Annotated in this window: 11 protein-coding genes; 4 read left to right on the top strand and 7 right to left on the bottom strand. The window is 70.4% G+C overall.

The window, feature by feature from the left end; translation table 11 throughout:
* Positions 1–17: 17 nt before the first annotated feature.
* On the top strand, positions 18–1292 hold the full coding sequence (locus tag ACGFIA_RS12690) for an MFS transporter (RefSeq protein ID WP_393259908.1): 1275 nt from the start codon (positions 18–20) through the stop codon (positions 1290–1292).
* A gap of 238 nt (positions 1293–1530) precedes the next feature.
* Entirely contained in the window at positions 1531–3276 is a 1746-nt protein-coding gene (gene leuA, locus ACGFIA_RS12685) for a 2-isopropylmalate synthase (RefSeq protein WP_357385337.1), read from the top strand.
* A gap of 121 nt (positions 3277–3397) precedes the next feature.
* On the opposite strand, the gene ACGFIA_RS12680 is transcribed toward leuA, so the two are convergent.
* Complete coding sequence (locus tag ACGFIA_RS12680) at positions 3398–4840, bottom strand: MFS transporter (RefSeq protein ID WP_357389507.1); 1443 nt, start codon at positions 4838–4840, stop codon at positions 3398–3400.
* Between the two features lie 108 nt (positions 4841–4948).
* Between ACGFIA_RS12680 and ACGFIA_RS12675 the strand changes: the two genes are divergently transcribed.
* Positions 4949–5608: an HNH endonuclease family protein gene (locus tag ACGFIA_RS12675; RefSeq protein WP_357389509.1), complete on the top strand. Its 660-nt coding sequence runs from the start codon at positions 4949–4951 to the stop codon at positions 5606–5608.
* Positions 5590–6024, top strand: a complete 435-nt coding sequence (locus ACGFIA_RS12670; RefSeq protein ID WP_357389511.1) for a hypothetical protein — start codon at positions 5590–5592, stop codon at positions 6022–6024. Before ACGFIA_RS12675 ends, ACGFIA_RS12670 begins: the two co-directional genes overlap by 19 nt.
* A gap of 51 nt (positions 6025–6075) precedes the next feature.
* Here ACGFIA_RS12670 and ACGFIA_RS12665 read toward each other — a convergent pair whose 3' ends face one another.
* The 6 genes from ACGFIA_RS12665 to recR form a co-directional block, all read right to left on the bottom strand.
* Entirely contained in the window at positions 6076–7182 is a 1107-nt protein-coding gene (locus ACGFIA_RS12665) for an oligopeptide/dipeptide ABC transporter ATP-binding protein (RefSeq protein WP_357389513.1), read from the bottom strand.
* Positions 7179–8165, bottom strand: a complete 987-nt coding sequence (locus ACGFIA_RS12660; RefSeq protein ID WP_357389515.1) for an ABC transporter ATP-binding protein — start codon at positions 8163–8165, stop codon at positions 7179–7181. Before ACGFIA_RS12660 ends, ACGFIA_RS12665 begins: the two co-directional genes overlap by 4 nt.
* Before the next feature lie 43 nt (positions 8166–8208).
* Positions 8209–9249, bottom strand: coding sequence for an ABC transporter permease (locus ACGFIA_RS12655; protein ID WP_393259902.1), 1041 nt, complete (start codon positions 9247–9249; stop codon positions 8209–8211).
* Positions 9246–10253 (bottom strand): ABC transporter permease, encoded by a 1008-nt coding sequence (locus ACGFIA_RS12650; protein ID WP_357389517.1) that lies wholly within the window; start codon positions 10251–10253, stop codon positions 9246–9248. The genes ACGFIA_RS12655 and ACGFIA_RS12650 overlap by 4 nt, the downstream gene beginning before the upstream one ends.
* Positions 10254–10357: 104 nt before the next feature.
* A complete protein-coding gene (locus tag ACGFIA_RS12645; protein ID WP_357389519.1) occupies positions 10358–12028 on the bottom strand; it encodes an ABC transporter substrate-binding protein in 1671 nt (556 codons plus the stop codon).
* Positions 12029–12259: 231 nt separating this feature from the next.
* Positions 12260–12853, bottom strand: a complete 594-nt coding sequence (gene recR / locus ACGFIA_RS12640; RefSeq protein WP_357389521.1) for a recombination mediator RecR — start codon at positions 12851–12853, stop codon at positions 12260–12262.
* Positions 12854–12858 lie beyond the last annotated feature (5 nt).

Here is a 12858-nt window from a genome sequence, read left to right as displayed (position 1 = left end):
CGATCTGCTCACCGGCCATGGGGGCACGAGAGAGCATCCGCACCGCCGTCCGCGACGTCGTACCGCCGGCCGGGCTGACCCGCGCCTTGGCCGTGCAGGCCATTGTCTACGCCGTCGGCAACGGCCTGTTCAAGGCCGGCAGCGCGGTGTTCTTCACCCGGGCGCTGGGACTCGGCCCGGCCCAGGTGGGACTCGGCCTGTCGCTCGCCGCCGGGGTGTCCCTGCTCGGCAGCGTCCCGCTCGGCGGGCTCACCGACCGGTACGGCCCGCAGCGGGTGTGGATCGTCTGCCTGCTGCTCGACGCGGCTCTCTTCGCGGCGTACCCGCTCGTCGGCGGCTTCGCCGGGTTCCTCGCCGTGGTGATCGCGCTGGGCGTGGCCGGCACCGCTCTCGGCACCGCCCGCCAGGTCTACTCGATCAATGTGCTGCGGCCGGAGGAACGGGTCACCGCGCTGGCCTACCAGCGCTCCTCCATGAACGTCGGCTTCGGCCTCGGCGCGCTGATCAGCGGCCTGGTGCTGGCCGTCGACACGATCTGGGCGTACCGCGGGATGGTCTGGTTCATCGCCGTGGTCTTCCTGGTGACAGCCGTCTTCGTGCACCGGCTGCCGCGACTGCCGGAGGTGACCCGCCCGGCGGAGCCGACGAGCCGGCTCGCGGTGCTGCGGGACCGGCCGTTCATGACCGTCGCGCTGCTGTCCGGGCTGCTCACCGCGCACCAGACGCTCTACCTGACGGTGCTGCCGCTGTGGATCCTCACCCGTACCGACGCGCCGAAGACGATCATCGCGGCGCTGGTCCTGCTCAACACCGTGCTGATCGTGCTGCTCCAGGTGCGGGCCAGCCGGGGCGCGGACACCGCGCCGGGCGCGGCCCGGGCGTCCCGCCGGGGCGCGCTGCTGATCGCCCTGTTCTGCGTGGTCCTGCCGGTCTCCGGCGTCACCCGGGGCTGGCTCACCGTGGCGGCGCTGGTGGCCGCCGCGATGCTGCTCATCCTGGCGGAGCTGACCGAGGCGGCGGGCGCCTGGGGACTCACCGCCACGCTGCCGCCCACCGACCGGCGCGGCGCGTACGTCGGCGCTTTCGGGCTCGGCTCGCAGGTGCAGTTCCTGGTCGCTCCGGCCGGGCTGACCGCGCTCGGCGTGAGCACCGGCGGCTGGGGCTGGTACCCGGCGGCGACGCTGTTCGTCCTGGTCGGGCTGGTGATCGTGCCGGCGGTGACCCGGGCGGAGCGGACCCCCCGGCTACCGGGCGTGCCGAGGTCCACCGGCTCCGTGACTCTGATCCCATAGTCCGGACCAGCCTTCCCACGACCCGTCCCACCACGTAGGGTGACCTTGTCATGTGGCGCGCGTACCTTCTCCTTGGCTGCCGCGACGAGGCCTGACCGGCCGGCACCTCGTCGCGGAGTCGCTACGCGCCGTCCAGCACATCCGATCTTCTCCTCGGCACCGCCGCGCACCGTCGCCCGGCATCCCGCCGACACCTTTCCGATCTGCTGACGCCACATGTTCCAGGGAGCACTCCGAGATGGCTCAACCTGTCACCGCCACCGATCCGTTCGCCCGCCAGCGCCCCAGCCGGATGCCGGTCCACCGCTACGTCCCGTACGACAGGGAGTTCGGCGTCGACCTGCCGGACCGCTCCTGGCCCACCCGCCGCGTCGAGGCCGCGCCCCGCTGGTGCGCAGTCGACCTCCGCGACGGCAACCAGGCCCTGATCGACCCGATGTCGCCCGAGCGTAAGCGGCGGATGTTCCAGCTCCTGGTGCAGATGGGCTACAAGGAGATCGAGGTCGGCTTCCCGTCGGCGAGCCAGACCGACTACGACTTCGTACGGCAGCTGATCGAGCAGGATCTGATCCCCGAGGACGTCACCATCCAGGTGCTGACGCAGTGCCGGGAGCACCTGATCGAGCGCACCTTCGAGTCCCTGCGCGGCGCCCGCCGGGCCATCGTGCACTTCTACAACTCCACCTCGACGCTGCAGCGCCGGGTGGTCTTCGGGCTGGACCGCGACGGCATCACCGACATCGCCACCCAGGGCGCGCGGCTGTGCCAGAAGTACGCGGAGATCCACACCCCGGACACCGACATCCACTACGAGTACTCGCCGGAGTCGTACACGGGCACCGAGCTGGAGTACGCGCTGGAGGTCTGCTCGGCGGTCATCGACGTGATCGACCCGACTCCGGACCGCAAGCTGATCATCAACCTGCCGGCCACCGTCGAGATGGCGATGCCGAACGTCTACGCCGACTCGATCGAGTGGATGCACCGGCGCCTGCCCCGGCGGGACAGCCTGGTGCTGAGCCTGCACCCGCACAACGACCGGGGCACCGGCGTCGCCGCCGCCGAGCTGGGCCTGCTGGCCGGCGCCGACCGGATCGAGGGCTGCCTGTTCGGCAACGGTGAGCGCACCGGCAACGTCGACCTGGTGACGCTGGGCCTGAACCTGTTCTCCCAGGGCATCGACCCGATGATCGACTTCTCGAACATCGACGAGATCAAGCGCGCCGTCGAGTACTGCAACCAGCTGCCGGTGCACGAGCGCCACCCGTACGCGGGCGACCTGGTCTACACCGCGTTCTCCGGCTCCCACCAGGACGCGATCAACAAGGGCTTCGCCGCGCTGAACGCCGACGCGGCGGCGGCCGGGGTGCCGGTGGACGACTTCACCTGGGCGGTGCCCTACCTGCCGATCGACCCGAAGGACCTGGGCCGCACGTACGAGGCGGTCATCCGGGTCAACTCGCAGTCCGGCAAGGGCGGCGTCGCGTACATCATGAAGACCGAGCACCAGCTCGACCTGCCGCGCCGCCTCCAGATCGAGTTCTCCGGCGTGGTGCAGCACGTCACCGACCACGACGGCGGCGAGGTCGAGCCGGGCGCGATGTGGGACATCTTCGCCCGCAACTACCTGGTCGACCACCAGGTCGACCCGGCCGTGAAGCTGGCCGACTACACGATCGGCACCGTCGACGGCAAGGTCGAGATCGACGCCCGCGTCGGCTTCGGCGGCGAGACCCGCGCGCTCACCGCCGTCGGCAACGGCCCGATCGACGCGTACGTCAACGCGTTGCAGTCCCTGGGCGTGGCGGTACGGGTGCTCGACTACCACGAGCACGCGCTGTCCTCCGGTGGGGACGCGCAGGCCGCCGCGTACGTGGAGTGCGAGGTGGACGGCCGCACGGTGTGGGGCGTCGGAGTGGACGCCAACATCGTCACCGCCTCGATCAAGGCGGTCACGAGCGCGGTGAACCGCACCCGCGCCTGAGGTGCTTGAGGTGTAAGGAAGGGCCCCTTCTTAACGCATGCTGCATAGGAGGGGGCCCTTCTTAACGCCCGCGCCCGAATGGCCCGAGTGTTAACAAGGGGCCCTTCCTCTGCCTGAGGCGTTAAGAAGGGGCCCTTCCTTCCCCCCGCCGGGGGCGGTGGATCAGCACGGCGGCGAGCACCGCGCCGGCGAGCAGCAGCCCCGCGCACCACGCCAACGCCCCCCGGTACGCGCCGGCGAGCGCCCCCTTCTGCTCGTACCCGGTGCCCGAGAGCCCGACCAGCAGCGGCAGCGCGGCCACCGCGAGCAGCCCACCGGCCCGGGAGGCGGCGTTGTTGAAGCCGCTCGCCACCCCGGCGAACCGGTCCGAGACCGCGCCCAGCACCGACGTGGTCAGCGGCGCCACCACGAGCGTGAGCCCGGCGCCGAACAGCGCCACGCCCGGCAGCACGTCCACCCAGTACGACGCACCCGGCCCGACCCGGCGCAGCAGCAGCAGGCCCACAGCGGCGATCACCGGGCCGACGGTGAGCGGCAGCCGGGGGCCGATGCGGGCCGACAGCGCGCCCGCGCGTGGCGAGCCGACGAGCAGCAGCACCGTCATCGGCACTGTGGCCAGGCCGGTGAGAAGCGCCGACCAGCCGACCACGTTCTGCAGGTAGACGGCGAGGAAGAAGGTGAACCCGCCGAGCGCCGCGTACACCACCACCGTGAAGACGTTCAGCACGGAGAACAACCGGCTGGAGAACAGCCCGGTGGGCAGCATCGCGGCGTCCCCGCGCCGCCGCTCGACCAGTACGAAGACCACCACGGCGACCACTCCGAGCACCGCCGAGACCAGCACCGCCGGGGAGTCCAGGCCGCGCGCCGGGGCGTCGATCAGCGCGTACGTGACACCGCCGAGCGCCAGCGCGCCGAGCAGCGCGCCCGCCACGTCGAACCGTCGCCCGCCTCCGGTACGCGACACCTGCTCGTCGCGGCTCTCCGGCACCCAGCGCAGCGCGGCGAGCACCACGCCGACGGCCAGCGGCAGGTTGACGAAGAAGATCCATCGCCAGGAGAGGGTGTCGATGAGCCAGCCGCCGAGCAGCGGACCGAGCGCGGTGGACACTCCGGACAGACCGGACCAGGTGCCGATGGCCCGGCCCCTGTCGTCCGGGTGGAAGCTGGCCTGGAGCACCGACAGCGACCCGGGGGTGAGCAGCGCCCCGCCGGCGCCCTGGAGGAACCGGGCGGCGACGAGCCAGCCGGTGTCCTGCGCCAGCCCGCAGAGCACCGACGCCGCCGCGAACCAGACCACGCCGAGCAGGAAGACCCGCCGCCGCCCGAACCGGTCCCCGAGCGCGCCGCCGAGCAGCACGAACGCGGCGAGCATGAGCAGATAGCCGTTCACGGTCCACTGCAGACCGGCGACCGTGGCGTCCAGCTCGGCGCCGAGGCGCGGCAGCGCGACGTTGACGACAGTGCTGTCCAGGAACACCATGCCGGAGGCGAGGATCGCGGCGAGCAGCGTGCCGCGACCGGCGGCGGTGCCGGTACGCAACGCGGGAGCGGGTGCTGTCACGTCTCACCACTCTGCCCGCCGCCCACCGTCGACGCCACGAATCGCGGAAACCGCCGCCGGGTACTGTGCGGACTCGCCCGGAGCACGCAAGCTGGAGAGGTGTCGTCTGTGCGTACGAGATCAGGAGCCCGAGCCGGACTGGCCGCCGCGCTGAGCGCGGTGCTCGCCCTCGGCGTGGCCGGCTGCGACGTGTCGGTCAGCGAGCCGGAGGCGCCGCCGAGCGCCTCCGGGAACGTGAACAAGCAGCTCGGTGAGCTGACAGTGGCCACCGCCGGGTCGATGAAGGGCTACAGTCGCTCCCGCTTCCCGCACTGGCGGAACACCGGCAAGAACTGCGACGTACGCGACAGCGTGCTGCAACGCGACGGCGAGGGCATCAAGCTGTCCGGCTGCAACGTGGTGGGTGGCCGGTGGGAGAGCGTCTACGACGGTGTGGTCCTGAACGATCCGTCGGGCGTGGACATCGACCACACCGTGCCGCTGGCCGCCGCGTGGCGCTCCGGCGCGGACGAGTGGGACGACTCGAAGCGCGGCGACTTCGCGAACGACCTGACCCGGCCACAGCTCATCGCGGTTTCGGCGCGGTCCAACCGGGCAAAGGGTGACCAGGATCCGTCCCAGTGGAAGCCGCCGAACAGGTCGTCCTGGTGTCAGTACGCGGCGGACTGGGTGACGGTCAAGCACTACTGGAAGCTGACTGTGACAAGCGCCGAGAAGGCCGCTCTCACCGACATGCTGGAGGGCTGCACATGGGCGAGCAAGCCGTGACGGGGCCGGACGCCACACCGACCCCGCAGACGGGTACGGAACCCGCCGGCCCGGCCTCGGCCGGGATGACGGCGGACGGCCGGCAGCCCGAACCCGCCGACGTCTCCGGGGCGGGCATGGCCGCCGACGCGGTGCCTGGTGCGCCGGCCGGCGGCGCGCCGGGCGGACCTGCGGAACGCACCACTGACATCACCCCCGGTCTGGGCGGGGTGATGACCGACGAGGTCGGCGTGGTGACCGGCGAGTTGACGCTGCGCACCGAGCACGCCGACGGCCGGGTGACGCTGCGGGTGCAGTACAAGGACGCCGACGAGTGGTACGCGGTCACCGGCGGGTCAGCGCCGCTGGCCGACCCGGCCGCGCTGGACGCGGTGCACACGATCGCGGTGGGTCTGCTCGACCGCCCCGAGGGCTGAGTCCGGCGGACGCGTCGGCCCTCCGATCGAATGGGCCGACGCGTCCACGCGTCACGGGGTGGGGATGAGTTCGCCGGTCTCGCCCGGTGCCGCCCCGTCGTCCGGCCGGACCAGTTCCGGCTCGACCTCGTGCGGCCGGATCCGGCCGTCGGCGATGTCCTCCGCGTAGTGGCAGGCGACCCGGTGCCCGTCGAGCACCTCGCGCAGCGCGGGCCGCTCCTCGGCGCAGCGGGTGGGCTGGGCCCACGGGCAGCGGGTGTGGAACCGGCAGCCGGCCGGCGGGTTCGCCGGTGACGGGAGGTCGCCGGCGAGCAGGATCCGTTCCCGGCGGTCCTCCACCTGCGGGTCGGGCACCGGCACCGCCGACATGAGCGCCCGGGTGTACGGGTGCATCGGCGCCCGGTAGAGGTCGTCGCTGGACGCCTCCTCGACCAGGCCGCCGAGGTACATCACCCCGACCGTGTCCGCGATGTGCCGGACCACCGCCAGGTCGTGCGCGATGATCAGGTACGTGAGACCGCGCTCCTCCTGCAACTCGTCGAGCAGGTTGAGCACCTGGGCCTGAATCGACACGTCCAGCGCGGAGACCGGCTCGTCGGCGACGATCAGGTCCGGTTCGAGCACGAGCGCGCGGGCGATACCGATGCGCTGGCGCTGGCCGCCGGAGAACTCGTGCGGATACTTGCTCAGCGCCGACGCCGGCAGACCGACAGCGGAGAGCGCCTCGCGGAGCCGCTTGCCGACGGCCGCCTTGTCCTTCGCCAGGCCGTGCGCCTTGAGCCCTTCGACCAGCAGCGACTCCACCGACTGTCGGGGGTCGAGGCTGGACAGCGGATCCTGGAAGATCATCTGGATCCGGCGGCGGATCCGGCGCATCGGCTCGTCCTTGAGTGAGCGGAGGTCCGTACCGTCGAAGACGATCTCGCCGTCGGTCGGCTCGACCAGCCGCAGCAGGCCCCGGCCGAGCGTGGACTTTCCGCAACCCGACTCGCCCACCAGCCCGTACGTCTCGCCCCGGTTGATGGTGAGCGAGACTCCGTCGACGGCGTAGACCTGCCCGATCGTGCGGTCGAACAGGACGCCGCTCTTGATCGGGAAGTGGACCTTGACGTCGCGCAGTTCGACCAGAGGTCCGGTCGACTCGGTCGGCTCGGTCACGGAACCGCCACCTCCTCGGAAACGGGGTTGTTGCAGCGCAGGTCGCCGCCGTTCGCGGTGGGCTCCAGCGGCGGGGTCCCGTCCAGGCAGGCGTCCACCACGTTGTCGCACCGGGGAGCGAACGCGCAGCCCTCGACCCACGGAATGTTGTCGGCCACCGAACCACGGATGGCGTGCAGCCGCTCGCCGCGGGGCGAGTCGAGCCTCGGCACGGAGTTGAGCAGCCCGTGGGTGTACGGGTGCCGCGGCCGGGCGAACAACTCGTGCCGCTCCGCCCGCTCGACGATCTTGCCGCCGTAGAGGACGTTCACCGTGTCGCAGAGGCCGGCCACCACGCCCAGGTCGTGCGTGATCATGATCAGCGCGGTGCCGGTCTCGTCGACCAGCTGCTTGAGCAACGTGAGGATCTGCGCCTGGATCGTCACGTCCAGCGCGGTGGTCGGCTCGTCCGCGATCAGCAGCCGTGGCTTGCAGGCCAGCGCGATGGCGATCAGCGCGCGCTGGCGCATGCCGCCGGAGATCTGGTGCGGGTATTCCTTCAGTCGCCGCATCGGGTCCGGGATGCCGACCGCGTCGAGCAGTTCCCGGGCCTCCTTGAGCGCCACCTTGTGGTCCATGCCACGGTGCCGTTCGAGCACCTCGGCCACCTGGATGCCGATCGGGATCACCGGGTTCAGTGAGGAGAGCGGATCCTGGAAGATCATGCCGATGTCCCGGCCACGCCGGTCCCGCAGGTCCTCCGGCCGCAGCTTCAGCAGGTCGGCGCCGTCGAAGTTGACCTCGCCGGTGACCTTGTTGCCGCGCTTCGGCAGCAGGCCCATGATCGCCAGGCTGGTGACGCTCTTGCCACAGCCGGACTCGCCCACCAGGCCGACCGTCTGCCCCGGCTCCACGCTGAAGCTGACCTCGTCGACGGCGGTGAACGGCCGCTCACCCTTGCGCTGGAACACGACGCTCAGGTCGCGTACGTCGAGCAGGCTCATCGGGTCACTTCCTCACCGTGCCGCACATATGTCCACATCGCCGTCACCGCCGGCTCTTCGGGTCGATCGCCTCGCGCATGCCCTCGCCCAACAGGGTGAAGCCGAGCGCCACCACGATGATCGCGGCGGCCGGGAAGTAGGCCAGCTCGGGCCGGACCTCGAAGTAGCGCTGACCGTCCACACCGAGCATCAGGCCCCACTCCGCGCGGTTGATGTCGGGGTCACCGAGGCCGAGGAAGGACAGCGACGCGGCTTCCAGGATCGCGGTGGAGAGCGTCAGCGTCGCCTGCACGATCACCGCCGTCATCGCGTTCGGCAGCATGTGCCGCAGCACGATCGCCCCACGCTTGACGCCCAGTGCCCGGGCAGCCAGCACGTGGTCGCTCTCCCGCTGGGCGAGCATCGAGCCGCGTAGCAGCCGGGCGAAGATCGGCACGTTGACGATGGCCACCGCGAGGATGACAGTCCATTGGCTGGACCGGCTGGCCAGGGCCACCAGGCTGATCGCCAGCAGCAGGGCGGGCAGGGCCAGCATCACGTCGGTGAAGCGCATGAGGATGTTGTCGACCCAGCCGCCGAACGCGCCGGCGATCGCACCCACCAGCACACCCAGGATCAGCCCGATCAGCGTGGCGAGCACGCCGACGAACAGTGTCTGCCGGCTGCCGTGGATCATCCGGGACAGGAAGTCCCGGCCGAGCGGGTCGGAGCCGAGCGGGAAATCGCTGCTGGCCCCGGGGATGTTGTCGACGGTCAGGTTCTTGGTCAGCTCGTCGAAGCGCTGCGCCGGGTCGTGTGGTGCGAGCAGCGGCGCGAAGATCGCGACGAGCACGAAGAGCGCCACGATCGCCGCGCCGACCATCGCGGTCGGGTTGCGGCGCAGCCGGCGGAGCGCGTCCCGGACCAGGCTCACCCCGCCCTTCTCGGCGGTGGCCTGAGCCAGCTGCTCCAGCCGGGCGCGCTTGCGCTCGCCGAGCCGGTCCAAGCCGCGGGGCAGGCTGCCCTCGGGCTTCTCGGTGACGGCCGACGGGTCCACGCTCTCGCGCGGGGTGCCCACGACGGGCCGGGTGATCGGATCGCTCATCGCACACGCACCCTGGGGTCGATGAAGGCGTAGGAGAGGTCGACCAGGAGGTTGACCAGCACGAATACCAGCGCGGCCAGCAGGATCAGCGCCTGCAGCACCGGGTAGTCGCGGCCGCCGCTGATCGAGTCGTAGATCAGCGTGCCGAGCCCGCCCCAGTTGTAGACCCGCTCGGTGAGCACCGCGCCGGAGAGCAGCGCACCGGTCTGCAGGCCGATGGTGGTGACCACCGGCAGCAGCGCGTTGCGCAGGATGTGCCGGCCCCGGATCGTACGGTGCCGCAGACCCTTCGCCTCGGCGGTGCGGACGAAGTCCTCGTTGAGCACGTCGAGCACGCTGGCCCGGGTGATCCGGACGACGACCGCGAGCGGGATGGTGGCCAGCGTGATCGCCGGCAGGATCAGGTGCCACAGCGCGTCGCCGGCGGCGTCGAACTCCCGGGTGAGCAGGCCGTCCAGCACGAAGAAGCCGGTCACGTCGGTGTTGTCCAACCCGGTGCTGATCCGGCCCGACGGCGGGAACATGTGCATGTTCTGGGTGAACACGTCCTTGAGCAGATAGCCCAGGAAGAAGATCGGGATCGAGATGCCGAGCAGGGTGCCGCCGATGCTCAGGTTGTCGAGCAGCCGGCCGCGGTGGCGGGCGGCGAGGTAGCCGAGCGGCACACCGAGCCCGATCGCGATGATCATGGCGGCGGCGGCCAGCTCGACGGTCGCCGGGAAGGCACGGCCGATCACCTCGGTGACCGGGTCACCGCTCCGGATCGAGTTGCCGAAGTCGCCGGTGATCAACCGCTGCATGAACTTCGCGTACTGCACCAGGACCGGCTGGTCGTAGCCCAGCGCCTTGATCAGCAGCGCGCGGCGCTCCGGCGTGGCCCGCTCACCGAGCAGCGCCTCGACCGGGCCACCGGGCAGATTCCGCAGCCAGACGAAGACCAGAGCGGACAGCCCTATCAGGGTCACCACCAGCTGGAGCAGGCGGCGAACTATGACTCGCAACATCTCTCACACACCAGATTCTCGGTTGAACAGCGGGTCGGCCCGGGCCGGGAGCGAGCGCCCGGCCCGGGCCGATTCCGCGTGGAACGTCAGCGGTGGATGTCGCGTCAGCCGACGCTGACGGTGTTGAACCGCTCGTCGGTCAGCGGGCTGGCGACGAGACCCTTGACGTCCTTGGTGACCACGATGGCCGGCGGGGCGTGCCAGACCGGCACGGCCGGCAGCCACTTGGCGGCGATGTCGCGGTTGACCTGCTCCCAGGCCGCCTTCTTGGCGGTCTCGTCGACCGTGCCGTCGGCCTTGGCGATGGCCTCGAACATGTCGGTCATGCCCGCGGCGCCGAACTCGACCTTCGCGCGGCCGAAGAACGTGCCGACGAAGTTGCCCGGGTCGTTGTAGTCACCGGTCCAGCCGAGCAGGTGCAGGTCGTGCTTGCCGAACTGCTGCACGTCGTCCTTGTAGCCACCGTTCCACGGGCGGGCCACACCGTTGACCGTGATGCCGACGGCCTTCAGGTCGTTGGCGAGCACGGTGAAGATCTCCTGCGGGTTCGGCATGTACGGCCGGGACACGTCGGTCGGGTAGTAGAAGTTGAGCGTCAACTTCTCCGCGCCGGCCTCCTTGAGCAGCTGCTTGGCCTTCTCCGGGTTGTAGTCGTACTTCTGCACGTCCGGCGCGTAGCCGAGCACGCTCTCCGGCATGAACTCGTCGGCGACCTTGGTGCCACCCGGGCCCTTGGTCTGGACGAGCTGCTGACGGTTGAGGGCGTGGGCGATCGCCTGCCGCACCCGCAGGTCCTTCAGCTTCGGGTTCTTCTGGTTGAAGCCGAGGTAGAGGATGTTGAACGCCGGGCGGTCGAGGACCTGGAAGCCCTCGCCGGCCAGCGCCTTGCGGTCGGCCGGGGCCGGGAAGTCGATGCCCTGGACGGTGCCCGCCCGCAGTTCCTGCTTGCGGGTGTTCTCGTCCTTGATGACCTTGATGATCAGCTTGTCGACCTTGGCCTTCTCGCCCCAGTAGTCGGCGTTGCGCTCCAGGGTGATCTCACCCTTGCTCTTGTCCCAGCCCACGAACTTGAACGGGCCGGTACCGACCGGGTGCTCGCTGGCGAACGCGCTGTACTCGAAGGAGTCGCCGTTCTGCTTGACCGTGTCGGCGTCGTACTTCTTCAGCGCGTCAGGGCTGGCGATCGAGAGCGCGGTGAGCGCGAAGGCGCCCGGGAAGGCACCCTTGTACTTGTTCATCGTGACGACGGCGGTGCCCTCGTCCTTCGCCTCGCACTTGTTGTAGATCGGGTCGCCGGTACCCTCGGCCTCGTTCTTGGCGAAGCCGCCGAAGACGTCCGAGTAGTAGATCATCTGCGACTGGGCGGCAGCGCCCTTCATGTTGAACCAGCGGTCGAAGTTGAAGCAGACCGCCGCGGCGTTGAAGTCGGTGCCGTCGTGGAACTTCACTCCCTTGCGGAGCTTGAAGGTCCAGACCTTGCCCTCCGGGTCGTGTTCCCAGCTCTCCGCCAGGGCACCCTGCAGATCGGCGGTGCCGGGCTTGTTCTGCACGAGGGTGTCGTACATCTGGCGGATCGGCCGGAAGGTCTCGCCGTCGTCGTTGAAGATCGGGTCGAAGTTCTTCGGGTCCCCGGCACCGGCGAAGACGAAGGTGCCGCCGCTCTTGGCCTCCCCACCGCCTTCTTCCCGGTCGCTCTTGGCGCAGCCGGACGCACCGACCGCCAGGGCGGCCGCGGCCGCGAGGGCCACGGCCGTTTTCAGCCTGCTCGCCTGCATCTCTCACCTCTGTGTATGCGCATGTGTACACGCCGAGCTGTGACTCAGTCCGTGTGCGGGAGGTTATGGCATGTCACAGAGAAGAGGAACGGGCGAGGGGCAATCGCTATCAAGCCGACACCTTCGCATGGTTTCCTCACCGGACGGTGCGGGGTATCGACCGGCGCTCATCGGCACGGGAGCGGTAGCCCGGTGGTGGGAGGAGACGCCGCCCACCACCAGGCCACGGCATCAGACCGCGCGGCGCCCCTCGAAGGCCCGGCCCAACGTGATCTCGTCGGCGTACTCCAGATCGCCGCCGACCGGCAGTCCACTCGCGAGCCGGGTCACCGCAATCCCCATCGGCTTGACCATCAGCGCCAGGTAGGTGGCGGTCGCCTCGCCCTCGGTGTTCGGGTCGGTGGCGAGGATCAGCTCGCGGACCGTCCCGCTGCCGAGGCGGGTCATCAGCTCACGGATCCGCAGGTTGTCCGGCCCGATGCCCTCCAGCGGATTGATCGCGCCGCCGAGCACGTGGTAGCGCCCGCGGAACTCGCCGGTCCGCTCGATCGCCACCACGTCCTTCGGTTCCTCGACCACGCAGAGCACCTCGTCGGAGCGCCGTGGGTCGCGGCAGATCCGGCACTGCTCCGACTCCGCCACGTTGTAGCAGGTCGTGCAGAACCGGACCAGGTCCTTGACCTTGCGCAGCGCGCCGGCCAGACGGTTGACGTCGGCCGGATCCGCCGACAGCACGTGGAACGCGATCCGCTGGGCACTCTTCGGGCCCACGCCCGGAAGCCGGCCCAGCTCGTCGATCAGATCCTGGATGGCACCCTCGTACATCTGCC

The organism is Micromonospora sp. NPDC049203, from assembly GCF_043197215.1.
GTDB lineage: Bacteria > Actinomycetota > Actinomycetes > Mycobacteriales > Micromonosporaceae > Micromonospora.
This window is presented reverse-complemented; position numbering and strand designations above follow the sequence as displayed.